General features: G+C 66.4%; 20 protein-coding genes. 6 read left to right on the forward strand and 14 right to left on the reverse strand.

Annotated elements, in window-relative coordinates; all coding sequences use genetic code 11:
- Positions 1 to 6 precede the first annotated feature (6 nt).
- The 5 genes from ACQR03_RS15670 to ACQR03_RS15690 form a co-directional block, all read right to left on the reverse strand.
- A complete protein-coding gene (locus ACQR03_RS15670; RefSeq protein ID WP_434841698.1) occupies positions 7 to 909 on the reverse strand; it encodes a TPM domain-containing protein in 903 nt (300 codons plus the stop codon).
- Positions 910 to 924: 15 nt separating this feature from the next.
- Entirely contained in the window at positions 925 to 1536 is a 612-nt protein-coding gene (locus ACQR03_RS15675) for a LemA family protein (RefSeq protein ID WP_315713966.1), read from the reverse strand.
- 289 nt (positions 1537 to 1825) lie between these two features.
- Positions 1826 to 2842 carry an ABC transporter substrate-binding protein gene (locus tag ACQR03_RS15680; protein ID WP_315713965.1) on the reverse strand — a complete coding sequence of 339 codons (1017 nt, stop codon included), beginning with the start codon at positions 2840 to 2842 and terminating at the stop codon, positions 1826 to 1828.
- A gap of 40 nt (positions 2843 to 2882) precedes the next feature.
- Entirely contained in the window at positions 2883 to 3749 is an 867-nt protein-coding gene (locus ACQR03_RS15685; RefSeq protein WP_315713964.1) for an ABC transporter permease, read from the reverse strand.
- A gap of 16 nt (positions 3750 to 3765) precedes the next feature.
- Positions 3766 to 4545: an ABC transporter ATP-binding protein gene (locus tag ACQR03_RS15690; protein WP_315713963.1), complete on the reverse strand. Its 780-nt coding sequence runs from the start codon at positions 4543 to 4545 to the stop codon at positions 3766 to 3768.
- A 119-nt stretch (positions 4546 to 4664) separates the two neighbouring features.
- Here ACQR03_RS15690 and ACQR03_RS15695 point away from each other — a divergent pair, with 119 nt between their 5' ends.
- From ACQR03_RS15695 to ACQR03_RS15705, 3 genes are all read left to right on the forward strand, one after another.
- Positions 4665 to 5330 (forward strand): response regulator transcription factor, encoded by a 666-nt coding sequence (locus ACQR03_RS15695; RefSeq protein ID WP_315713962.1) that lies wholly within the window; start codon positions 4665 to 4667, stop codon positions 5328 to 5330.
- On the forward strand, positions 5305 to 6729 hold the full coding sequence (locus ACQR03_RS15700; protein ID WP_434841699.1) for a sensor histidine kinase: 1425 nt from the start codon (positions 5305 to 5307) through the stop codon (positions 6727 to 6729). Before ACQR03_RS15695 ends, ACQR03_RS15700 begins: the two co-directional genes overlap by 26 nt.
- A gap of 211 nt (positions 6730 to 6940) precedes the next feature.
- Positions 6941 to 7258, forward strand: a complete 318-nt coding sequence (locus tag ACQR03_RS15705; protein ID WP_315713960.1) for a DMT family transporter — start codon at positions 6941 to 6943, stop codon at positions 7256 to 7258.
- Between the two features lie 12 nt (positions 7259 to 7270).
- Here ACQR03_RS15705 and ACQR03_RS15710 read toward each other — a convergent pair whose 3' ends face one another.
- The 4 genes from ACQR03_RS15710 to ACQR03_RS15725 form a co-directional block, all read right to left on the reverse strand.
- Positions 7271 to 8389 (reverse strand): amidinotransferase, encoded by a 1119-nt coding sequence (locus ACQR03_RS15710; RefSeq protein ID WP_434841700.1) that lies wholly within the window; start codon positions 8387 to 8389, stop codon positions 7271 to 7273.
- 241 nt (positions 8390 to 8630) lie between these two features.
- Entirely contained in the window at positions 8631 to 9671 is a 1041-nt protein-coding gene (locus tag ACQR03_RS15715) for a linear amide C-N hydrolase (protein ID WP_434841782.1), read from the reverse strand.
- A 425-nt stretch (positions 9672 to 10096) separates the two neighbouring features.
- Positions 10097 to 12436, reverse strand: coding sequence for a xanthine dehydrogenase family protein molybdopterin-binding subunit (locus ACQR03_RS15720; RefSeq protein ID WP_316201404.1), 2340 nt, complete (start codon positions 12434 to 12436; stop codon positions 10097 to 10099).
- A gap of 278 nt (positions 12437 to 12714) precedes the next feature.
- Entirely contained in the window at positions 12715 to 13590 is an 876-nt protein-coding gene (locus tag ACQR03_RS15725; protein ID WP_316201406.1) for a dihydrodipicolinate synthase family protein, read from the reverse strand.
- Between the two features lie 491 nt (positions 13591 to 14081).
- Between ACQR03_RS15725 and ACQR03_RS15730 the strand changes: the two genes are divergently transcribed.
- Positions 14082 to 15152: a DnaJ domain-containing protein gene (locus ACQR03_RS15730; RefSeq protein WP_434841701.1), complete on the forward strand. Its 1071-nt coding sequence runs from the start codon at positions 14082 to 14084 to the stop codon at positions 15150 to 15152.
- 93 nt (positions 15153 to 15245) lie between these two features.
- Positions 15246 to 16382, forward strand: coding sequence for a GGDEF domain-containing protein (locus ACQR03_RS15735; protein ID WP_315713953.1), 1137 nt, complete (start codon positions 15246 to 15248; stop codon positions 16380 to 16382).
- 16 nt (positions 16383 to 16398) lie between these two features.
- Here ACQR03_RS15735 and ACQR03_RS15740 read toward each other — a convergent pair whose 3' ends face one another.
- Positions 16399 to 17328 (reverse strand): CobW family GTP-binding protein, encoded by a 930-nt coding sequence (locus ACQR03_RS15740; protein WP_315826046.1) that lies wholly within the window; start codon positions 17326 to 17328, stop codon positions 16399 to 16401.
- Entirely contained in the window at positions 17325 to 18818 is a 1494-nt protein-coding gene (locus tag ACQR03_RS15745) for an amidohydrolase family protein (protein ID WP_434841702.1), read from the reverse strand. The genes ACQR03_RS15740 and ACQR03_RS15745 overlap by 4 nt, the downstream gene beginning before the upstream one ends.
- A gap of 216 nt (positions 18819 to 19034) precedes the next feature.
- On the opposite strand from ACQR03_RS15745, the gene ggt reads away from it, so the two are divergent.
- Positions 19035 to 20708: a gamma-glutamyltransferase gene (ggt, locus tag ACQR03_RS15750; RefSeq protein WP_434841703.1), complete on the forward strand. Its 1674-nt coding sequence runs from the start codon at positions 19035 to 19037 to the stop codon at positions 20706 to 20708.
- 3 nt (positions 20709 to 20711) lie between these two features.
- On the opposite strand, the gene ACQR03_RS15755 is transcribed toward ggt, so the two are convergent.
- The 3 genes from ACQR03_RS15755 to ACQR03_RS15765 all read right to left on the reverse strand — a co-directional run bounded on the left by ACQR03_RS15755 (position 20712) and on the right by ACQR03_RS15765 (position 24921).
- Complete coding sequence (locus tag ACQR03_RS15755) at positions 20712 to 22262, reverse strand: GMC family oxidoreductase (protein WP_316201416.1); 1551 nt, start codon at positions 22260 to 22262, stop codon at positions 20712 to 20714.
- Between the two features lie 86 nt (positions 22263 to 22348).
- A complete protein-coding gene (locus tag ACQR03_RS15760) occupies positions 22349 to 23683 on the reverse strand; it encodes an acyclic terpene utilization AtuA family protein (protein ID WP_315713948.1) in 1335 nt (444 codons plus the stop codon).
- A gap of 113 nt (positions 23684 to 23796) precedes the next feature.
- Positions 23797 to 24921, reverse strand: a complete 1125-nt coding sequence (locus ACQR03_RS15765) for a GGDEF domain-containing protein (protein ID WP_315752632.1) — start codon at positions 24919 to 24921, stop codon at positions 23797 to 23799.
- Positions 24922 to 24978: the final 57 nt, after the last annotated feature.

Below are 24978 nucleotides of genomic sequence, written 5' to 3' on the forward strand. Positions count from 1 at the left end.
TCGTCCTCACCAGTTGCCCGAGGCGCCGCCGCCACCAAAACTGCCGCCGCCGCCCGAGAAGCTGCCGCTGTCGCTCGAGCTGCCGCTGCTCCAGCCGCCGGAAGACGAGCCGCTCGACCAGCCGCTGCCGCGGCGCCCGCCCGACGTCGGCATCGACGAGGACAAGCCGCCGGCGATGAAGGCAATGACGATGCCGGCCACGCTGGACAGCAGCGCAAGCGTGATCGATCCCACGAGCACCCAGGTCAGAATCCCCAGCGCGCCGCCGGTCGCAAGCGAACCCAGCAGCCGCCCGAACAAGGCCCGCAGCACGCCACCAATAAAGATCGCACCGAAGAAGGCGACAGGTGCGAACGAGGAGATGGTGTCGATATCAAGATCCGTGCCGTGCGAGGCCTGCGGCTGCGGCACCGGCAGACTCTCGCCATTGATCACGCCGATGATGCGGTCGACGCCGGCGTCGATGCCGCCGGCGAAATCGCCGCTGCGAAATCTTGGCGTGATGACCTCGTCGATGATGCGCCGCGCGGTGACGTCGGTGAGGCTGCCTTCGAGGCCGTAGCCGACCTCGATGCGCAGCTTGCGGTCGTTCTTGGCGATCACCAGCAGCGCGCCGTCGTCGACCTTCTTGCGCCCGATCTTCCAGGCCTCGGCGACGCGGAGCGAAAACTGCTCGATGGTCTCCGGCTGCGTCGTCGGCACGATCAGCACCGCGACCTGGCTGCCCTTGCGGGTTTCCAGGTCCTTCAGCTTCTGCGTGAGGCCTGCGATGTCCGAGGAGGACAGCGTGCCGGTCTGGTCGACGACGCGGCCGGTGAGCTGCGGCACCGCGACGTCCGCCAGCACGATCGTCGCGAGGCAGACGAACAGCGTCGCAAGCAGCGCCTTGAGGACCGGCAGCGCGCGCACGATTCCCTGCTCCGGCTATTTCGACGGCGCAGGCGACGGCGCGTTGAAATCGACCTTCGGCGCGACCGATATCTCGCGCTCGTTCTCGACGGTGAAGTTGGCCTTTTCCTTGTAGCCGAAGACCATCGCGGTCAGGTTGTTCGGGAAGGTGCGGATGCCGACGTTGTACTCCTGCACCGCCTTGATGTAGCGGTTGCGCGCCACCGTGATGCGGTTCTCGGTGCCTTCGAGCTGGGACATCAGGTCGCGGAACAGCGCGTCCGATTTGAGCTGGGGGTAATTCTCGGTGACGACCAGCAGCCGCGACAATGCTCCGGTCAGTTCGCTCTGCGCCGCCTGGAACTTCTGCAGCGCCGCGGGATCGTTGACGACGTCGGGCGTGGCCTGCACGCTGCCGACCTTGGCGCGGGCGTTGGTGACGCCGAGCAGCACGTCCTTCTCCTGCTGGGCAAAGCCCTTGACGCTGTTGACCAGGTTGGGCACGAGGTCGGCGCGGCGTTGATACTGGTTGACGACCTCGGACCAAGCCGCCTTGACCTGCTCGTCATTGGTCTGGATGGCGTTGTAGCCGCAATTGGTCAGGCTCAGCGTCATCAGTGCCGCCAGCACGGTCAGCAATCTCCGCATCGCGCGTCCCCCTCTTCATCCGGTTGTACCGCCTTCACACAGCACAGCTTTGGCGACGGCGCAATGACGGCAGCCGACCGCCGGACATGGGTCGCGGCGGCCGGTGCGTCGGTTCAGGGAGGTTCCGGGTCTGCCGCGGATGCGGGTCATTCGCGCGGAATGACCGGCGGAGAGAGGCAATGTCGTCTTTGCAGCGGGACTCGCGGCTGGATGATGGGCCTGCGCCAACCACACACCCCGTCATTCCGGGGCATCCGCGCGCCCCGGACGACACCATAGGCGCTTACGCTCAACTGCCCTTGCGGTCGCGTAGCTGGGTCACGAACATGTCCTGCCAGCTCGCCGGCTTGACCTTGATCGAGCCGACGCCGTGCATGAACTCGGCGATCTTCAGCACGCCCTCCGGCGTCGACGAGAACCAGGTGTCCTTGTCCTGCAGCATCTCCAGCACGTCCTCCTTGGTGGTCTTCACCTTGGCGGTGCGGGCATAGATCTCGGCTGCGGCAGCCTTGTCGTTGGCGATCAGCGTGCAGGCCTCGTCGAGCGCATCGAGGAACGCCTGCACGACCTTGGGATTGGCGTCGACGAAGCGCTTGGGCGCGAACACCACGTCCATCGTCATCCGTCCGAGCACGTCGGCGGAATTGGCAACGCGGCGAATCTTCGAATCCTTCAGCTCGATGTAGGAGAACGGCGGCGAGGTGAAATGCGCCGTGATCTCGGTCTTGCCCGAGGTGAGCGCCGCCAGCGCCTCCGGATGCGGCAGGCCGACGGTCATCGGATCGAGCTTGGCGTAGTTCTCCTTGCCGAACTCCTGCGCCGCCATCATCTGCAGCATGACCGCCGAAAGCGAGGTCTTGATGCCCGGCAGGGCGATCTTGTCGCTCGGCTTGAAATCCTTCAGCGACTTGATCTCAGGATTGTTGGTGTTCATCCACAGCGAGGTCGAGCTGAGGCCGCTGACGCCGACCACCTCCACCGCCGGAATGCCCTTGGCCTTGGCCCACAGCGTGATGAAGCCGGGCGCGCCGGTGCCGGCGATGTCGAGCGAGCCGGCCATCATCGCGTCGTTGATGATGTTGCCGCCGTCGAGCATCTGCCAGTTCACCTTGAACGGACCGAGCCCGGCCTTCTCCGCCTGCTTCTCCATCAGCTTCTGATCCTCCATCACGATCAGCGGCAGATAGAGGATGCCGTAGCCCTTGGAGAGCCTGATCTCCTTGACCTCGGCCTGCGAAGCGCCGGTGGCGCCGAGCAGCGCGGTGAGGCCGAGCGCGGCGGCCGTGAATGATTTGCTCCAGGACATGGTCGTCTCCTTCCCTGTTGTTGTGCTTATAACTCGAAGTTCAGTGCTGCATGCCCCAGCGCCGCACCGTCTTGCGCTCGATGGTCGCGAACACGACGTTCTCGACGACGAGGCCGATGAAGATCACGGTGAACAGGCCCGCGAAGACGTTGGCCGTCTCCAACTGGTTGCGGTTCTCGAAGATGAACCAGCCGAGGCCGCCGGAACCCGAGGATACGCCGAATACCAGCTCGGCCGCGATCAGGGTGCGCCAGGCGAAGGCCCAGCCCACCTTCAGGCCGGTGAGGATGGCCGGAAATGCAGCCGGGATCAGGATGAAGCGCACCAGCTTCAACCCGCGCAGGCCGTAGTTCAGGCCGACCATGCGCAAGGTGTTCGACACCGAGCGGAAGCCGGAATGGGTGTTGAGCGCGATCGCCCACAACACCGAATGCACCAGCACGAAGATGATGCTGCCCTTGCCGAGGCCGAACCAGATCAGCGCCAGCGGCAGCAATGCGATCGCCGGCAGCGGATTGAACATCGAGGTCAGCGCCTCCAGCATGTCGGCGCCGATCCGCGAGCCGATCGCGATCGTGGTCAGCACGGCCGCCAGCGCGATGCCGATGCCGTAGCCGATCAGCAGCGTCTCCAGCGACACGAGGGTGCGCGCAGGGATGATGCCGTTGCCGATGTTCTCGAAGAAGGCTGAGAGCGTGTCGGTGAAGGTCGGAAACAACAGGGGATTGCCGAGCCACAGGCCATAGGCCTGCCACAGCGCGGCGAGCGCCACCAGGATGATGGCCTTGCGGACCGCACCGATATGGTAGATGCGTTCCAGCCAGGACAGGCTCGCCTCGACCTTGACGTCGCCGAGGGGCGTGTCTGCATTGACGATTTCGGGGCGCAGCGCCAGCGTCTCGCTCATGGATGCTCTCCTCGTCTCAGTGTTGGCCGAACAGCATGTCGTTGATGCGCCCTTCGAGGGCGACCTGTTCGGGCGAGCCCATCGTACCCGGCGGCACGCTGTTGAGCTCGGCGCGGACGCGGCCGGGATGCGGCGACAGCAGCAGGATGCGGGAGCCGATCTTGATCGCCTCCTCGATCGAATGCGTCACGAACAGCACGGTGAAGCGGGTGTCCTGCCAGAGCTGCAGCAGCTCGTCCTGCATCTTGCGCCGGGTCAGCGCGTCCAAGGCGGCGAACGGCTCGTCCATCAAGAGCACGTCGGGCTCCATCGCCATGCCCCTGGCGATCGCGACCCGCTGCTTCATGCCGCCGGAGAGCATATGCGGATAGGAGTCGATGAACTTGGTGAGGCCGACCTTGTCGATATAGGACTTGGCCCGCTCGTTGGCTTCCGCGGTGCCGAGCCGGCCGCTGGCGGTCAGCGCGAACACGACGTTCTCGCGCACCGTCTTCCACGGCAGCAGCTGGTCGAATTCCTGGAATACCATCATGCGGTCCGGACCGGGCTCGCTGACATCGTGGCCCTTGAGGCGGATGCGGCCCTCGGTCGGCTTCAGATAACCGCCGATCGCCTTGAGAAGCGTGGATTTGCCGCAGCCGGAGGGGCCGAGCAGCACGAAGCGGTCGGAATCGAAGACCTTGAAGTCGACCCGGTAGGTCGCCGTGACCAAGGTGTCCGGCGTCTTGTACTGGAGCGTCACGCCCTCGACCGAGAGCAGCGGCTCGAACTGAGATGGCGATTGATGGACGGTCATCGTCCTCCCCTCCTTTATATTGCAATGCGAAATTTCGCTCGGTGCACTTCGGCGCCCTTATTCGAAGTGATAGAGGAGGAGACTGACGCGAACCTGACTCCGAGGCGGACAACAAGACCTTGCGCATCCTGCTGGTGGAAGACACGCCCGAGATCGGCGCCGCCGTGACCAGCCGGTTCGAACGGATCGGCTATGCCGTCGACTGGGAAAAGGACGGCCGCACCGCGAGCGAGCTGATCGAGGTGCAGACCTATGATCTTATCGTGCTCGACGTGATGCTGCCGAACATGGACGGCTTTGCCGTGCTCAAGCACCTGCGCAAGCGCGGCCTGCGCACGCCGGTACTGGTGCTGACCGCGCGCTCGGCGGTCGACGACCGCATCGGCGCGCTCGACCTCGGCGCCGACGACTACCTGATCAAGCCGTTCGACTATCGCGAGCTGGAGGCGCGGGCGCGGGCGCTGCTGCGCCGGGCCGCCGGCCAGTCCGACAATCTGCTGACCCTGGGGCCGCTGGTGATCGACCGCGCCGGGCGCACCGCCAGCGTCGCCGGCCAGCCGCTGGACCTGACGCGGCGCGAGCTGACCGTGCTGGAAATCCTCGCCGCACGCCCTGGGCGTTACGTCGCCAAGGAGGAGCTGGTCGAGCAGCTCTTCAGCTTCGACCAGGATCCGAGCCCCAACGCCGTCGAGCAGTTCGTCGCGCGTCTCAGGCGCAAGCTGGCGGCGACATCCGTCGAGATCAAGACCGAGCGCGGCCTTGGCTATCAGCTCCACGCTTCGTGACCTCAGGACCTCGCTGCGCGCGCGGCTGCTGATCGCGATCGGCGCGATCCTGGCCGTCGGCGCCGTCGTGCTGAGCCTCGCCGCCCGGCAATATGCCGCCACCGCCGCGCGCGACGCCTATGACAAGCTGCTCGCCGGCGGCGCCGTGCAGATCGCCGAGAACATCTACATGCAGGGAGGCGTCGTGACGCTGGATCCGCCGGCGGCCGCGTTTGCGACATTGTCGGCCTATGACCTCGTGTTCTATCGCGTCACCGATCCGCGCGGCGTCGTCGTCGCCGGCTATGACGATCTCGCCGTCACCGCGCCCGCCAGGGCGCTGCGTGAGGGCGTCGTGCTGCGCGACGGCATCTATCGCGACCAGGCGGTGCGCATCGCGGCCGTGGCGCGCAAGCTCGACGGCGCGCCCGGCGACGGCTGGAGCGAGATCGTGCTGGCGCAGACCTTGCGCGCCCGCGACGCGCTGACCTGGGACCTCGCCTCCAAGGCGATCGGCCTGATCGCTGCGATGAGCCTGCTGGCGCTGGTGGCGACTGCGCTGTGCCTGCGGCTGGTGTTCGCGCCGCTGACGCGGATCGAGGCCGAGATCGTCAAGCGACGGCCGGACGATCTCAGTCCGATCGCGATCACGCCGCCGCGCGAGGTGCGCGCGCTGGTCGGCGCGATCGACGGCTTCATGCAGCGCCTCGCCGAGCGCATCGCGCTGATGCAGCGCTTCATCGCCGACGCCACCCACCAGCTGCGCACGCCGCTGGCGGCGATCGATGCCGAGGTCGAGCTGCTGAGCGATCAGACCAAGGACCCGAGGGCGTTCGACAGGCTGCGCGGCCGCATCGCGGATCTCGCCCGCCTCACCAGCCAACTGCTCGATCACGCCATGATCCAGCACCGCGCCCAAGCACCGCGCTTCGCCGCGGTCGATATCAACGCGCTGGCGAAATCGGTGCTGTCGCAGAGCGTGCCGCTCTCTCTCGATCGCGAGGTCTCCGTCAGCTTCGTGCCATCGGAGGACGAGGTGATGCTCGCCGCCGACGCCATCAGCCTGCGCGAGGCGCTTGCCAATCTCATTCACAACGCGCTGGCGCATGGCGCGCGGACCCGGCTGATGGTGACGGTGGAGCGAGCGGCGGCACATGTCGCGATCGTCGTCTGGGACGACGGACCTGGGATCGCAGCCGACGCGCAGCAACGCCTGCTGACCCCGTTCCAGAAGGGCGACGGCTCCCACGGCTCAGGCCTCGGCCTCGCCATTGCGAGCGAGGTCGCGCAGGCCCATGGCGGCCGTCTGCGGTTCAGCGGAGTGGCAGGCGACTTCAGTGTGCGACTGGAGCTGCCGGTCGATCGGTCGACGGCAGTCGATCCACGTCCAGATTCACAGCTCAAACAGCAGCAGACATGACGTCGTCGTCCCGCGGCGGACCACGCCCGGGTCTTGCGATCGACATGCCCTTTCGAAGATCGAGAGCGCGCAGGGAACGCCGGGAGCCTTCCAGCGTGCACTTGCAAAGTGTAAAGGCTTGGCGGAATGAGTTGGCAGAATAGCGAGACCGTGGAATTCTGACACGAACTCCGTCGAGGATCGTTAAGCCCATCTTTTGGGAGAACCTCTCATGGCCTGGGTGATCTTATTCATTGGCAGCCTTTGCGAGGTGGGTTGGCTGATCGCTCTCAAATATTCCGAAGGTCTCTCGCGCCTGCCGTCGATCCTGGTCACCGTGGGTTTTATGGGCGCCAGCGTCGGTTGTCTTGGCCTCGCCGTGAAGACGATCCCGATGGGCACGGCCTACGCCGCGTGGACCGGCGCGAGCATCGCCGTCGCCACTCTCTTCGGAATCTATCTGTTCGACGAGCCGACGACCGCGACCCGGCTCGCCTCGATTGGTCTCATTGTACTTGGCATCGTCGGACTGCGCCTCGAGTCCGGATAGGCGTGCCAATCCTCAAAAATAGCTCTCGAGCGTCCCGCGCCGCCTGATGTCGAGTGTCGCGCAATGGAATGCTCCGCCAAATGCGGCGTAATGCAGGAATTCGCAGGGGATCGGCTCGAAACCCCATTGCTCGATCGCACGCATCGTTCGCACATGATGCGGATCAACGATGATGCGCTTTTCGTCCACCATCAGTACATTCATGTTGAGCCATTTTCCGCAGAGCGACGTGATATTGAGCAAGCGATCGGTGATCGGATCAGGCTCGGGAGCGACGAGAATGTCCCATTTCTTCAGTATGTCCGGGAGGCGGCTGACGTCGATGTATTCGGGATTGATCAGAAGCCTGCCCGGCCCCAGCGGCAAAATGGTCGTGTCGATGTGCATCGGGCTACGACAGCGGCTCTCGATCTCGTGGATGCGATAGCCGTCGCCGAGATGGCGGCGCAGCCATTCGATGCCGGATGCATTGGTGACATTGCTGAGGGTTACAAACAGATCGCGCCCGCAGCGGACGAAATCGGCAGCGTCGAACACCGGTTCGAATTCAGTCAGAATATACGACATCGGCTCACCGTTTTCGGGCCGTCTGAAATCGGCGTTATACAGTTCGTCCGTGAGTTGCGGCCGTGGCGCGGCAGTCCAGCGGGCGCCGCGACGGAAATAGTCCTTCAGGACCGGACGAAAGGAATGGGTCTCGAAATAGCGGCTGGGCCACGCCATAGGCGTTTCAATGATTTCGTCTCCGATCACCAGCATGCTATCGCGCGGGCAGGAGTTGCAGAAGCCGCGCGAAGACCATTCGGGCGTGCTGAAGCGCTTCTTGAAATCAGCCGGTTCCGGCCGGGTGACCACCACGCCAAGCGACTGCAACAGCGCAATAAAGCCGTCGAGCTCGCGCTGAGCCGGTTCAATCATCATCCTTGGATAGCGGAAGCCCCCGAGCAGCGCTTGCGCCCGTGCAGCCATTCCCGGAATGTTACAGGCGACGACCGGATGAGCGGATGGAATCGTCGCGCCTTCGAGCCTTCCGACAATCACTTCCTCGAGTGGATCCCACTCATTGTGCGAGTTGACCGGAGAAATCCTTACCTTGCGGTCGGAATCCGGGCCGCTGTCGTGCGTGATCATGGCATGACCAAAGCAAGAGGTGCAGATGTGGCACGAATACTCTAATGCGGTAGCATCGCCGGCGCATAGCCTCAGTGCAGCAATGCACCACAATCCGTCCTTAACAAACGGCGCGGCGCTTCCAGCCCAGTGCGGTGGCAGGGCTTCACGGCGAGCGCTCCGCAGTCATGTCGCGCGGCGTGCGAGCGCCACAACGCGGATATAAAGATGACGTTGTATCTGTCCGTAGGGCTCTGCCCTGTCAGGAGCCGCCTTTCTTGAATTCCAGCGGCGCGGCCGGCTTGAACTGGCTGCTCACCTCGCCGACCAGATCCCTGTCCGCCCCGGACAGGTCGAGCTTGCGGATCGGAGCGCCGACGGAAAGGTCCAACAGCGGCAAGTTGACCCAGACGATGTTCGGGCTGAGAGTCGATTCGAAGAAATAGAGCCGGTCGGTCGAGTCGGCGACGGCGCGCCAGATCGTATGCGACGCCTCCGGTCGCTTCGGGTCTGGCCGCACGAAAGGCTGCGCCACGTTGCGCATGACCGACAACATGCGGGCCACGGTCTGGCGAGTGTCCGACGGCTTGGTCTGGTTCTGGATGTAATAGGCGGCGCGGACGAAGCGGTCGGCCGCTTCGCTCGTCCCCGGCAGCGCTTCGGTGCCGCCAAAGACGTGGTATTTCTTCAGATTGGCGAGCTGCTCGGGGAAGGGCGGCGAGTTCGTCATGACCAGATAGCGGCGGTCGTGATGAACGCGCACCTTGCCGCCATCGACGATCTCGATGATCGCCGAATCGCCCGTCGCGTCCGAAAGCGACAGATGCACGGTCGCCGTCGCGTATCCGGGCATGCCGGCGGCGATGAGTTGATAGCGACCGGTTTCGATGTCGGCCACCGCCTCGGCAACGGTGGCAAAGTTGTCGAGGTTGTATTGCGCCCATAGCGACAGCGCGAGGCCGGGGCGCTTGAGATCGCGCTTTCCGTAATCGCTCTCGGAGAGCCACAGCAGGTTGGCGACAAGACCTTTTTCATTCATGCCGTCGGCGATCGCCAGATTATAAACCGCCCCGCCGACGCTGCCGTATTTCGACGTCCAGCTCAGTTCGTTGTCGTCGCCGCTCTCGCCTTTGCGCGCAAGGCCGCGCGGAAAGGCCCAGAGATCGGTGCGCATGTCTTCGGGCCAATCCATGTTGCGCCCGGTGACAACGGCCTGACCATTATCGGCCCAGAGGACGCGCGAACACGCGTCCGCCAGAGATGATCCAAACGCGACGATTGCCAAAGCCATCGCCCCGCTCATCACGCCCGCACACCGCATCACGCCCGCACACCGCCGCATGGTCAGGCTCCTCGTTGTGTTCAATACAATCTAGAGGCGAGTGCGAGTCGGCGACCTTGATCTGGGTCAATCATCGTCGGTCGCGGCGCCGCGACGATTCGCATGAGATCGTTGTCTTGCCTGGCGCGGCGGGGCGATCCGACAGCATCGTCCCCTCAGATGCACAATTGCACCGAAAATCTCGAGATTCCGGATTCAGCCCTGACGGGCTGGCCCGGAATGGCGGGCTATGACGCAGCAAGATCAGTCGCCGCTGCGCATGCAGGGGCGCGACCAGATGCGGGTGTAACCCTCGCCGCCCTCGTCACCGAACAGCTCGGCGCAGATCGGCGCGTTGAGCGACGCAACAGGAGCACGTCCGGCGCGGAAGCGTCCCGCGCGCTCGCTCAGGCCGACGCTTTGACCTTTGCCGCCTTCGCCTCGGAGATCGCCGCCCACACCTTCTCCGGCGTCAGCGGCGTCTGCAGGTTGGTGATCCCGAGCTCGAACAGCGCGTCCATCACGCCGTTGGTGACGCAGGGCGGGCCGCCGATGGCGCCGGATTCGCCGCAGCCCTTGGCGCCCAGCGGGTTGGTCTTGCACGGCGCGGAATCGTCGAGAGTGACCACGATCGGCGGCACGTCGTCGGCGCGCGGGATGCAGTAGTCCTGATAGGTGGCGGTCAGGAGCTGGCCGTCGGCATCGTAGGCGACGTTCTCGTACAGCGCCTGGCCGATGCCCTGCGCGACGCCGCCATGGATCTGGCCCGCCACCAGCATCGGATTGACCGCGACGCCGACGTCGTCGACCGTGGTGTAGCGCACCACGCGGCTGATGCCGGTCTCCGGATCGATCTCGACCTCGCAGACATGCGTGCCGTTCGGCCAGCTCGGACCGTCGACCTCGCCCTCGCTGTCGACCGACAGCTTGGCGCCCTGCTCCTTCCCGGCGATGTCGAACAGGCTGATGCGGCGGTCGGTGCCGACGACGGTGAGGAAGCCGTCGCGATACTCGATGTCCTCGACCGCGGTCTCCAGCAGGTTCGACGCCTTTTCCCGCGCCTTCGCAATCAGGTCGTTCGACGACACCGCCACCGCCGTGCCGCCGACGAACAGCGAGCGCGAGCCGACGCTGCCGAAGCCGGTGGCGAGATCGGTGTCGCCCTGCACGACGTCGATCTTGTCCAGCGGAATGCCGAGCGTATCGGAGATCATCTGCGTATAGGTGGTCTGCAGGCCCTGCCCCATCGCCATGGTGCCGGAATGCAGGATGACGCGGCCCTCGGAGGTCGCGTGCAGCGATACCTTCTCGGTGTGGGCGCGGCCGCCGGTCCATTCGATGTAGCTGGTCAGGCCGCGGCCGTAGAGCATGCCGCGCTTCTTCGCCTCGCGCTTGCGCGCGTTGAAGCCGTCCCAATCGGCAAGCTTGGACGCGCGCTCCAGCATGTGGGCGAAGGCGCCGGAATCATACACCTGGCCGACGGCGTTGGTGTAGGGGAGCTGCGCCGGCTTGATGTAGTTGGTCTTGCGGATGGCGCGCGGATCGATCCCGATCTGGCGCGCGGCCGCATCGAACAGCCGCTCGACGATGAACACCGCCTCGGGGCGTCCGGCACCGCGATAGGCGCCGACCGGCGCCGTATGCGTCATCACGGTCTTCACCTCGAAATGCACCAGCGGCAGATCATAGACGCCGGTCTGCACGAACGGCCCGAGCACCAGCGGGATGATGTTGGCCGCACCCGACGAATAGGCGCCGGTGGCGCCGATCGAGCGCACCCGATAGGCCAGCACCTTGCCCTTGGCATCGAGCGCGAACTCGGCGGTCGAGGTGAGGTCGCGGCCATGCGTGCCGCCGACGAACTCGTCGGTGCGCTCGGCGCGCCAGCGGATCTTCTTGTTAAGCTTGGTGGCGGCATAGGCGACGATGCCGTCCTCAGGATAGAGGTTGGTCTTCTGGCCGAAGCCGCCGCCGATGTCGCCGACCAGCACGCGCACACTTTCCTTGGGCCGCTTCAGCACGGCTTCCGCCAGCACGTCGCGGGTCGAGGCCGGGGTCTGCGATTGCACATGGAGCAGCAGCCGGCCGGTCTTCTTCTCGATCTCGGCGATGGTCGAGCGCGGCTCCATCGCCGAGGGCACCAGGCGCTGGCTGGCGATGTCGAGCGAGACCTTGTGCGGGGCGTTGGCGAAGGCCTCCTCGACCTTGGCGGCATCGCCATAGCTCATCGCGGCGACGATGTTGTCCGGCGCCTCGGCCCAGACCACGGGCGCGCCTGGCGCGAGCGCCTTCACCGGATCGGTCACCGCCGGCAGCACCTCGTAATCGACGACGATCGCTTCCGCGGCCTCCTGCGCGACCGTGCGCGAGGTCGCGACCACGGCGGCGACCGCCTCGCCGGTGAAGCGGACGATCTCATGGGCAAGCAGGCGGCGCGGCGGCACCGTCATCGGCTTGCCGTCAGGACGCTTGAAGATCGCCAGGGTCGGAATGGTGCCGACATCGTCAGCGACGAGGTCCGCGCCGGTGTAAATCGCCTGCACGCCCGCAATCTCGCGGGCAGCGGCGGTGTCGATCGACAGGATCCTGGCATGCGCATGCGGGGAGCGCAGCACGTAGAGCCACAGCGCGCCGTCCTCCGCCTTGTCGTCGATGAACTGCCCCTTCCCGGTCAGCAGCCGCTGATCCTCCAGACGCTTGAGGGGCTGCCCCGCACCAAACCGCATATTGTTGGGAAGAATGTTCATTCGTCAGTCCTTGGTCAGTTCAATGAATTTGGCAGGGTCTTAGCGGATCGGCATTGCGGTGGCCAACACGTGTTTAAGCTGGTGCGTCATGACGAACCGTCATTCCGGGGCGCGCGCAGCGCGAGCCCGGAATCCATAACCACGACCGGTAGTTTGGAGGCTCGATGTCTCCATGTCTGCCCACCCGAGAGGTCGCGGAGTATGGATTCCGGGCTCAGCCCTTTGGGCTGCCCCGGAATGACGATGAGGAGAGAGCGGGGGCCAAAGCCGGGGCTAGCTCACCCCAGGCTGCGCAGCACCTCTTCGACGACCTTGCGCTGCTCGGGCGAGAGCGGGGCCTGCGGCGGCACGGGATCGCCGACGTCGTAGCCCTGGATCGACAGGCCGGCCTTGATGCAGGCCGCGAGGTTGAAGCGGGCGAAGGCCTCGTTGACGCGCCACAGCTTCTTCTGCAGCAGCATCGCATCGTCCCAGCAGGACGCCTTGCAGAGATTGTAGAGCTCGACGCTCTGGCGCGGTATGATGCAGGCCGGCCCGGCCATCCAGCCCTTGCCGCCGATCAGCATCACCGCGGCCGGAATGTGTGAGGACGCCGCGAACACCTTGATGGCGTCGCCGCAGCGATTGATGATCGACAACAGCCGGCCGGTGTTGGTCGAAGCGTCCTTGATGTAGTTGATGCGCGGATGCTCGGCGAGGCGCGCGATGACGTCGAGCGACAGGTCGGAACGCTGGAACTGGGGATTGGTGTAGATGACGACGGGAACGTCGACGGCATCGGCAATCGCCCGGAAATACGCCTCGATACCGGCGTCGTTGACCGGGAAGTAGGCTTCGAGCACCGCCAGGATGCCGGTTGCGCCGCGCTTCTGGTAAGCCTTGGCCTGCGCCACCGCGTCAGCGGTCGCAGTCGAGGCCACGCCTGCAATCACGGGAACGCGGCCCTGGGCGGCATCGATGGTTGTCTCCACGACGGTCATGCGCTGGGCACGATCGAGATAGGCGAACTCGCCGGTGGAGCCGAGCGGCGTCAGGCCGTGCACACCGGCAAGGATCAGATCGTCGCAAAGACGCCCCAGCACCTCCGTACGGATCGTTCCATCCGCGCCGATCGGCGAGGCCAGGTAGGGAAAGACACCGTGAAATTCAGTCATGCGGCCGGTATAGCGGCCGGGCCGCTGGTTCCGCAAGGCGGCCGCCGAAGCGAGAGGCGCCCTTCTCAGGCCCGGCCTGTTGCCCGCAGCGACATCTGCCTCAGGGACCTGACACCAGCGGACAGGAGCCGGTGTGTAGCAGCGTCACGCTGCCGCGATGGAATGCGGGGTGTTGCCGCAAACCGACCTGCCAATCAGCTCACGTTAAATCCGGCTTCAAACTTTCTCTTCACCATAGGTGCATGTCCCGCGGCGGAGGCGGTCAGAGGGCCGCGATTCAATCTGGGATTGCGCGCACCGTGGCGAAGAAGGACGAGCGCTATGACCTCAAACACGGCAAAAATGGCTACGAACTTCGCCATTTTCAGTCATTTTTCCGCCGGATTGACCAACCATCATGCCAAGCGGAAAGAGTTAGTACGAGTGCTCCAGCGTAAATTCGCCGTAGGAATTTCGATCGGAGACGAGGGAAGCCTGCAGCGAGAACGACGATGAAGACGCTTTACGATTTACTCGGAGCTCTTCCAGACGATGACGCTGACGATATCCGGGCGGCCTTCCGCAAAGCGGTCAAAGAGAGCCACCCCGACGTCAATCCCGGCGATCCGGACGCCGCGCTGCGGTTTCGACAGATCATCCGCGCCAACGACATTCTCGGCGACAAGGAGCAGCGCACGGCCTATGACCGGCTGCTCGGCGCCGCGCAGGACGAGCATCAGCAGGATACCAAGCTGGCCGTCGTCGCCAAGGTCCACAAGGTTGCGTCCGGCGTGATGGCGCTGGCCGGTGCGTCCGCCGTGGCGCTAACCGGCTACCTGCTGTTCACCCACATGTCGTCGGCTTCCGTCGCGCCGCTCAAGCCGATCGTGGTTGCGACCAACAAGGTCAAGCCGAACGAGGTTCCCGCCAAACCGATCGATAGCGCCACTGAGGCGGCGACGGCCGGCGATGCGGCCGCGAATTCCGGCGGCGAGACGGCTGCCAGCGCAACGGTCGGCAGCGCATCGGGCAGCAATGCCTCGGTATCCGCCGATCCGCTTCCGCTACGCGTCAGCAAGATCGACACGGTCTATTCTGCCGAGCAGGAGCGTGCGCCCTGCGCGGCAGGCGCGACCGCGCCATGCACGGCGGATGCAATGCTCGCCGGGGGTACGGCTTCGAACGAGGCCCAGGCCCATCACGATCGCGGCATGGCCGCGTTCCAGAAGGGCGATTTCGCGGCGGCGCTGGCCGATCTCGACGCGGCGATCCAGCTCGATCCCCGCTATCATGAGGCCTATATCGACCGCGGCATCGTGTTCTATCGCATGCGCAAGTTCGACCGCGCCTTTGCCGACGTCGCGGCCGCAAAGCGCATCGAGAAGACGAACCGCGCCGTACTCGACGCGATGGCGAAGCGTCAGCCGCTGCGGCCGCTGAAGCTCGAGCCGCCAAAATCCGACATCAAGGCGGAGACGCCGAAGGCAGAGGCGCCGAAAGTGGCGACGGCGGCGCCGATGCCCTCGCGGATGTCGACGGCGACGCCGGTCTATCCAACCACCGACCCCAGCCGCGCCCCCTGAGCGATTGACGAAGATTTAAGGTAACTCCGAACCTTCGTCGCGCGAATCGTTCGCGCCCATCAACTGTTAGGAAAGGTGTCCCATGGTGTTCCCATGGGACATGGGCTGCTTTCCAGATTCATCCATCCGAACCCGGCGATCCGGCGCGAGCTCGTCGATCTGCTGTACACGTCTCTGCCGCAGGTCATGTCGATCAACGCGGCCGCCATCACCGGCTCGGTCACGCTTGCGGTCCTGCACGGCGATCCCGGCTACATCGCGATCACGTTCGCGATCATCGTCAACGCCATCGGTCGCGTGGTCAGCCTGCTGCGCTACAAACAATATGCGGGACGCCTGTCCGATCGCGACGTGATCCTCTGGGAGAAAGTCTACGCCGCGGGCGCCGCCGCCTTCGGCCTTGCGCTTGGCGCTCTCACCTTCCGCGCGTTCCAGCTCAACGATGCTCCGGGCGCATGGATCGCCTTCGGCCTGTCGATGTCCTATTGCGTCGGCATGGTGTCGCGCGCGGCGATCCGCCCGTGGGTCGTGCTGACGACAACCGCCGTGCTGCTCGCCCCGACGCTCATCGCCGGGTTGATGCGCCCGGAGCTGCCCTATCAGCTCGGGGCCGTCCTGCTGGTGCTGTTCTGGTTCTCGATCCGCGAAGCCTCGCGCCATCTCAGCACCGCGTTCATCGAGCGGCTCGAGGCCAAGCACGCGCTGGCCCGCCAGGCCAACCATGATTTCCTGACCGACCTGCCCAACCGGGCGGCCTTCCTGGCTGCGCTCGAACGCACGACCCGGACTGTCGCGATCATTGCCATCGATCTCGACGGCTTCAAGCCCGTCAACGACCGCCATGGCCACCACGCCGGCGACGACCTGCTGCGTCAGGTCGCAGCCCGACTGTCGAGCTGTGTCGGCCAGGGCGGTCTCGCCGCGCGCTTCGGCGGCGATGAGTTCATGCTGCTGAAGCCGGTGACGGGCGGCGCGGACGGACGCGACGAGGCGCTGGCGCTGGCGCGCGAAGCAATCCGCTCGCTGTCGATGCCATTCCTGCTGTCCGACATCCCCGTGGTGATCGGCGCCAGCGCCGGCCTGCTGGTGAACGACCGGCCGCTCACGGACGAGTCCATGGACGAGGTGCTGCGCCAGGTCGACAGCGCGCTCTATGCCGCCAAGCGCGCCGGGGGCGGCTGCTGTACCTGGGCCGAGGCCGCGGACGGCGCATTGCGGCAGGCGGGCTGACGCGCGGCCTTCGATCTCAGGCGACGATCACCTCGTGCAGCAGCGCGTCGATCTCGCCGGCGTCGAGCTCACCTTCGAGTCCGATCAGCACGAGCTGGGCCGTGAGGCCATCGGCGGGCGACACCGGCGACGGCGCCAAGGTGCCGCGCGTCGCCACCGACTGAAACAGGATCGGCTGTCCCGGATGGTCGGTGAACAGCAGGATGCCCTTGATGCGCAGGGTGCGCGGCGCGAGCTTTCCGATCACCTGCTGGAAGCGGGCCAGCGACAGCGGAGCACGGGAGGTCCAGGTGAGGGTTGCGAAAGGTTGCGACATCGTCGGCACCTGCTTGGGCAGCTCTCGCGGCGCGCGAATGTCGCGGCTGAACAGCAGGTCCGGCGCGACGACGCCATGCGCGATCTCGAAGATCGCCGATTGCGGCTTGGTGCCGCCGACGACGGCGCGGGCCGCATCGAGCGCGGCGCGGTCGAGCAGATCGGCCTTGGTCAGCAGCACGAAATCCGCGGCCCGTAACTGCGAGCGCCACAGCACATCCTGTTCGATCTCGGGATCATCGCGCAGCCGCTGCGGGTCGACCAAGGTGACGACGGTCTCGAGCGGCGCCACCTTGAAGATCACGGGATCCATCAGGCTGCGGATGATTTCGGCGGGATCGGAAATGCCCGATGTCTCGATCGCAATCGCGTCGGGTGCCGGATCGCGCTTGATGACGGAGGACAGCGTGCGCAGCAGGTCGCCCTGCAGCGAGCAGCAAATGCAGCCGTTCTTGAGGCTGATCACCTCCTCGGTGACGGTGCCGAGCAATTGCGCGTCGATGTCGACCGCGCCGAAGTCGTTGACAACAGCCGCGATACGCCGTCCGTCCGGATTGGCGAGCAGATGATTGAGCAGGGTCGTCTTGCCGGCACCGAGCGATCCGGCGACCAGCAGGACCGGGACGATCATGACAGGACCGGACGGCGTACCGCCTGCCCCGGCCTGACGTCGCGAACGAGCTCGCCATCGGTGATGACGGCGCGGCCATTGACGAGCAGATGCCGCACGCCCTCGGACGGCCGGTTCATGTTGAGGAAGTCGGCGCGGTCACGCAGGCTGGCGAGATCGAGCACGGCGATGTCGGCGTCGCAGCCGGCCTGCAGCCGTCCCTTCTTGCGCATCGCGGGCGTCGACGGTTCCAGAATCCGGGCCGGGATCAGCGTGCACTTGGCGAGGCCCTCCATCAGCGGCACCGCCTTGCGGTCCAGCACCCATTCGCGCAGGAATTTGGTGAACGTCGCCGATGAGCGCGGATGCGACACCGCGTCATCCGGCAGCGGCCAGGCGTCGCCGGTGTAGTCCGTGCCGTTGGACAGGATCCAGGGCATCGCATCGGAGGCGATGGCGCCGCCCGGAAACAGCACGGAGACATCGAGCAGGTCGCGGTGGCGCTGGTTGACGGCGACATCGAGGAAATGGATCAGCACCAATGCGCCGGGATCGTCCTGCTGCCGCGCGAGCAATTCGTCGCGGCTGCCGAGCCGATGGCGCTCGGCGACCATCTCGATTGCGTCATAGCCGGTGCCCATGCGCTGGCAGAACGCGGGATCGGCGAAGAAGCCGGCGCCGACCACGGTCGAGCCGGTGCCGTAGGGATAGGCTTCGGTCGTGACCTTCAGGCCTTGCTTCTGCGCGGTCTGCACCAGCTCGGCGCAGCGCTCGACATCCTGCAGGCTGGTGCTGTTGAAATGGCAGATGTGCATGTGGGCGCCGGTCGAGCCGGCCAGCCCGATCAGCCGCGTGTAGGCATCGACCGAGCTGCGCGGATCGACGTTCGACATATAGGCGATGTGCGTGTAGGTCGGCACGTCGTGCTTGGCCGCCAGGCTGCACAGCTCCGACAGCTCCTTCATGCCGGTGCCGGGCGCGTAGGCGTTCGGGAAGGCAATGCCGAGACCGCCCTGCTCCAGACCCTGCCGCGTGCGCTCGACGATCTCGGCGGTCTCGGCAGCCGTGGCGACCTCCTCGACCCAACGCTTGTCGCGCATCGCCTCGCCCATGCCGGCGATGTTGGACGCGGTCTGCTGCGTCGTCATCGTCGCGATCCGCGCGAACACCCAGCCCGACGCTGCGCCGTAATTCAGAAGGCGGCCGATCGCCGCCTGCTCGTCATACCAGCGCGCCACCGGCATCACGCCGATCTCGAGCTCCAGCGTCGTGGTGACGCCGTCGAAGGCCTGCATGCGGTCGGCCGGCAGCGACTGGCCATGGGCGTGCAGATCGATGAAGCCGGGCACGACGGCGAGGCCGGCCGCATCGACCACCTGAACGGCGACCCCGCCGACATCGCCCACGGCAGCGATCGCGCCATCCTTGATGGCGACATCGGCCGTGGCGTCGAGCTTCGTTTCCGGGTCGAGCACGCGACCGCCGCGAATGATCAGATCGTAGTGAGGCATGAAATCAGCTGGGCTCGCGAAGTGGAACTGCGCGCAGGCCTAACACAGATGCGCGGCGATGAGAACGCGGCGGGAGAGATCGATGCTCTCCGAGCCATGCGTGGCGCACTTATCAGTTCGTCGAACTGGGGCGCCGCTCTTCCCCTTGCGCAAAGGATCGGTCAGGATTGCGAAGAACGACCTCTCGGCATCCGCCGTTCGACAGAGGAGACCCGAATGGCTTCGCACACACGGCGCATCGCCGACTTCACCTGCGAGAAGCAGCCGGCGACGGGCTCGCGCGGCATGGTGGTGACCAATCATCCGCTCGCCTCCAGCGCCGGTGCCGAGATGCTGATGCGTGACGGCAACGCGATCGATGCCGCGGTCGCCGCACTGTTCGCGCTGACGGTGGTCGAGCCGATGATGGTCGGCATTCTCGGCGGCGGGCTGTCGCACATCCGCCTTGCGGATGGACGGCACATCGTGCTCGACGGATTGAGCACCGCGCCGCGGCGCGCCACGCCGGGAATGTATGATCCGGTCTCCGACGAGATCGCGCTGGCGCGCGAGACCCGCGGACGCCGCAACGTCGCAGGCGCGCTGGCGGTCGCCGTGCCCGGCGCGCTGAAGGGATGGTGCGAGGCCCTGTCGCGCTTCGGCCGGCTGCCGCTGGCCGAGGTGATGGCGCCGGCGATCCGGCTCGCCGAGCATGGTTTCATCGCCAGCCCCTATCTCAACGACTGCGTGCGGCTGGTCGCGGACGACCTCGCGGGCGATCCGCATCTCGCCGCGCTGTTCCTGCCGGGCGGCGAGCCCGTCAGTCCAGGCACGCGCGTGATCCAGACCGACTATGCGGCATCGCTGCGGCTGATCGCGGAGCAAGGACCGGACGCTCTCTATGGCGGGCCGCTCGGGATCGCGCTGGCCGACTACATGGCCGACAATGGCGGGCTGATCGATGCGAGCGACCTCGCCGCCTACAAGGTGATCGAACGCGCGCCGATCCGCGGCCACTATCGCGGCCATGAGATCATCGGCCCGCCGCCGCCCTCCTCCAGCGGCGTGCACATCGTGCAGATGCTGAACATCCTCGAGGGTTTCGACGTCGGCGGGCTCGGCTTCGGTTCGGCCGATGGCGTGCACGTGCTTGCCGAAGCCTTGAAGATCGCCTTTGCCGACCGGGCGGTCGCCACCGCCGATCCCGCTTTCGTCGACGTGCCGGTCGAGCGGCTGACGTCGAAGGCCTATGCCGCGCAGCGGCGGGCGCAGATCGACATGAGCCGGGCCCGGAGCTTCGGCCCGGGCCTTGCGCCGACGGAGTCCGCCAACACCACCCATGTCACGGTCGCCGATGCCGAGGGCAACGTCGTCGCGGCGACCCAGACCATCAACGGCCTGTTCGGCGCCTGCGTACAGATCCCGGGCACCGGCATGACCGCCAACAACTACATGTACAATTTCGATCCGCATCCGGGCCGCGCGCTGTCGATCCAGCCGGGCAAGCGCGTCTTCACCTCGATGGCGCCGATGATGGCGCTTCGCGACGGCCGCTTGCGCTATGCGCTCGGCCTTCCCGGCGGCCTGCGCATCTTTCCCTCGGCCTTCCAGGCGCTGGTCAACCTGATCGACCACGGCATGTCGCTGCAGGAGGCCGTCGAGGCGCCGCGGCTCTGGACGCAGGGCGGCGTGCTCGAGCTCGAGCCGGCGTTTCCCGACCATGTGGCGCGGGAGCTCGCCGCACGCGGGCACGAGATCAAACGCGAGCCGGTCGTGGCCGGCGGCATGAACGCGATCGCGTTCGGCGACGACGGCACGCTGACGGGAGCCGCGTGCTGGCGCGCCGACGGCACCCCGATCGCGATCTCCGGCGGGCGTGCCCGCGCCGGGCTTCGCTTCGCCATCGCGTGAGCTCTACAGGCGCTCTCGCATCATCCGCGCGATCGCCTCGCCGATCACGACGGTGGTGAAATGCGTGTTGGCGCGACAATCGGACGGCATGATCGAGGCATCGGCGACGCGCAGGCCGGCAATGCCCTTCACGCGGCCGTCCGGATCGACCACGCCGTCGCCATCGTCGAATCCGCTCATGCGGCAGCTCCCCGCCGCATGCTGGATGTCGCCGGTGACCTGCCGCAGCAGCGCATCGAGCTCGGCCTCGGGCAGCGCAGCCGCCTGCGGCAGCGTGAACTCCGTATCGCCGAGGCGAATCCAGTCGGCGATGTCGCGCAGCGCCGGCTGCACCGTGATCACGGCCAGCCGCTTCACCGCGTCCCGCATTCGCGCCACGTCGCGCGGATCGGCCAGCATGTTCTCTTCGACGATCGGATCCACGCTCGGATCGGTCGAGGCGAGCTTGAGCGTACCGCGCGAGAAGGCGTTGAACAGTCCGGCGCCGATCGCGCCGGGCACGCCGATGCCCCGATGGTTGAACGCGATCAGGATCATGTCGCGCTTGCCGCCGCCGGCGAGGCCCGACGAGTAGGTGACGCAGCAATTGGTATGGCGCGTGTCGCGGTCGGTCGGACGCAGCGCCTCGCGGAGCTGGATCGTGGTGCGGAACAGCGGATGATCGAAGAAGTGCCGGCCGACCGGAAGATCACGCACGACCGCAATTCCCATCTCCAGCAGATCGGTCGCAGGGCCGATACCCGAGCGCAGCAGGATCGCGGGGCTGTGGATCGCGCCGGCGCACAGCACGACCTCGCGCGCCGCGACGTTTTTCACGCCTTCACCTTCGATGTGGACGCGCACGCCGGTCGCCCTGCCGTCGCTGATCAGCAGCCGATCGACCAGCGCCCGCCCCCGGATCTCCAGGTTCGAACGGCCGCGGGCCGGCTCGAGATAGCCCTCATTGGTGGAGATACGGCGGCCGTTGCGGCTGTTGATCGGATAGCAGGCGACGCCCTCGCCGTCGGGCCCATTGAGATCGTCGCACCAGCGATAGCCGCTCGCCAGCGCGGCATCGCGCAAGCCACGGTCGATCGGGCCCCATGTGTCAGGCGGTGCGCGAGTGACCGGAAGCGGGCCGCCGCGACCGTGCCCCTCGCGATCACCGAATGCGAGATCGTCCTCGATCACCGCGAACAGCGGCATGATGTCCTTGGCCGACCATCCCGTGCAGCCATTGGCCGCCCATTCATCGAACGCATCGGCCACGCCGCGGATCGCGATCTGGCCGTTCATCATCGAGCTGCCGCCCAGCCCCTTTCCGCGCCAGTAGAAGCGCATGTCCTGCCCGGCGACGCGGCGGGACATCAACTCCGGCCACTGCCATTTCTCCTGGAAGGCGCGATCGTGGATGATCGGAATCGGGTTCGGCGTCACGATCTCCCACGGCGCGTCGTCCGCGCGCCAGTCCGCGCCGGCTTCGAGCAGCAGGACCCGCGTCCGGGGGTCTTCGGACAGGCGCGCAGCGACGACCGCTCCCGCGGAGCCGCCGCCGACCACAATGACGTCATACATGGACTGAATTCTCGCTTGTTCTCAGGCACCGCAACCATGACGGCCAGCTTGCGCTGCCGAGAGCGATCCGTGAAGCCCTTGAAAACTCAGGCCGTCAGCATGCCGACGCAGAGCTGCGGCGCATCCTCGGCAACGAGACAGGAGGCGACGGCGATCACCTCGCGCGCCGATTTCCAGGCGCCGCCGCCACCTGCCGGGCCATTGGTGTAGAGCGTCTCGACCTCGTTGCCGATGCGGATCGCCTCCGCCATCGTCTCGGTCCGCCCGGCGACACGAACGCGCACCTCGTAGGGCTCGGCGCCCTGTGCGCGATCGTCGCCATGCAGCGCATTCAACCCGATCAGGTCGCAGCGCAGCTCGTTCACCGCCACGCCGGTGAGCGCGAGGCGCTCCCTGACGACATCGAGCGCAAGGCGGCCGCGCGTGACCGCGCCAGGGCCGGCATAGGAGATCTGACCCTCGCCGACATAGGAATCGAGATAGCCGACCGAGGTCTTCAGCAGTCCCGTCTTCGGCCGGCCGCGACCGCCGACCACCCTGACCCGGTCCGGACCAAGCTCCTCGACGGTCACCTGCGAGAAATCCGCCACGACGTCGGGTTGGAAATATTGCACGGGATCGTGGATCTCATAGAGCAGTTGCTCCTTCACGGTCGCCGGCGTGACGCAGCCGCCGGAGCCCGCGACCTTGGTCACGATCAGTTCGCCATCCTCGCGCACCTCGCCGATCGGAAAGCCGAGCCGGGCGAGATCGGGAACATCCTTCGCTCCGGGATCGGCGAAATAGCCGCCGGTGATCTGTCCAGCGCATTCGAGCAGATGACCGACGACGGTGCCCTGCCCGAGCCGGTCCCAATCATCCAGGGCCCAGCCGAACTCGTGGATCAAAGGTCCGAGAAACAGCGCCGGGTCGGCGGCGCGCCCGGTGATCACGACATCCGCGCCGGCCGCGAGCGCCTCCGCGATCGCGCCCGCCCCGACATAGGCGTTGGCCGAGACGACCCGATTGCCGAGGGCCCGGATCGTGTCGCCGGTGTCGAGCACGACATCCGCTGTCTTCAACGGCTCCAGAACATCGTCGCCGGTCACGGCCGCGATCTTCAGCCCCGTCAGTCCAAGCCGGCGCGCGATGGTGCGGGTGGCTTCGGCCGCGGCGACCGGATTGGCCGCCCCCATGTTGGTGATGATACGGACCTTGTTGGCGCGGCAGATCGGCAGCACGGCCTGCATGCGCGCCGCCAGCAGCGGATCATAGCCGGCGGCCGGATCCTTCATGCGCGCCTGCTGCGCCAGCGCGATCGTGCGCTCCGCCAGGCACTCGAACACGAGATAGTCCAGGCCGCCCTTCGCCGCGAGCTCCACCGCAGGCTCGATCCGGTCACCGGAATAGCCCGCTCCGGCGCCGATCCTGATGCTCCGCATCGGCCGCTCCTCCTGACATCGTGCGCCGTTCGTCGGCTTCTGCCGGCCACATTAGCGGCCGCGGTCCGAGCTTGCCAGCGTCCGCGTGGAACGGTCAGGCTGCGATCGTGCTGCTAGTCCGCGAGCGCCAGCGTCGGCGCCTCGCTGCTCGCCGTGCATGCGACGGCAACGGCCATGTGCTCGTCGGCCCAGCACCAACGCTGGCCGCCGGCACGCTTGGCCGCATAGAGCGCGCGATCGGCCTGGTCGAGCAGCGCCTCGGTGTCCGCCTGCCGATCCTCGGTGACCAGGATGCCGGCGCTGGCGCCGATCTGAACGCGGGTTCCAGCCAGCGTGAAGGGTTGCGACAGCGCCGTCACCGCCGCTTGCGCGAACGCGAGAGCGGCGTCACGTCCCACTGCGGGCAGCAGCAGCATGAATTCGTCGCCGCCGAACCGCGCCGCCAGGCCCGTTTCGCCGAGGCAATCCTGCAGACGTGCGCCGACCTGGCACAGCAGCTCGTCACCGGCCTGATGGCCGAACCGGTCGTTGACGAGCTTGAAGCCATCGAGATCGACCGCGATGATGGCGACGGGGCGATCGCACCGGCCGAGCGCGGCGATGAACGCGGCGCGGTTCGGCAGGCCGGTGAGGAAATCGCGCAGCGCCTGCCGCGCCAAGGCCTGCTGCGCCGTGATCCGCTCGGTGAAGGCGGACGTGAGTCGATACGACGTGCCGCGCAGCGTGATCCAGAACAGCACCACCATGCCGGCGCCCATCCGGTACACCGGCTCGGGCTGCATCAGGCAGGCCACCACGGTCGGAATCAGCAGCACCGCCGAGGAGGTCATGACGATCCATGGGCTGACACGCGACACGATGCCGACGCAGAAGGCCATCGACAGGCCGAAGCACATCCAGATGCCGGGCCCGTCGCCGATCTGAAACGCGCGTGACGACAACGCACCGACGGCCAGACCGAAGGCGGCAGCGCCGAGGCCGTAGAGGCGTTCCCAGCGAATGATCGCATCGTGATCGAGCCGATCGAAGCGCGCCGCGAACATCCGCAGCTTGATCACACGAAGGGCACCGATCACCAGCAGCACCACCGTGATCGCGGCGTAGCCCGGATCGCGCGCAACCCAGGCCATCACGCTGCCGATCACGACGGCGGCGGCCGAGATCGTCCCGACCAGCGGCATCGAGCTGTACAGCAGATGCGCGAGATCGCGACGAATGTCCGGGTCCAATCGATGCATCGCAATTCCAGTTCGCCAAGCGCGCGCACTCTCGTACCCACGCCTTAACGAAATCTC

It is taken from the genome of Bradyrhizobium sp. HKCCYLS3070, assembly GCF_051167575.1.
Lineage (GTDB): Bacteria > Pseudomonadota > Alphaproteobacteria > Rhizobiales > Xanthobacteraceae > Bradyrhizobium.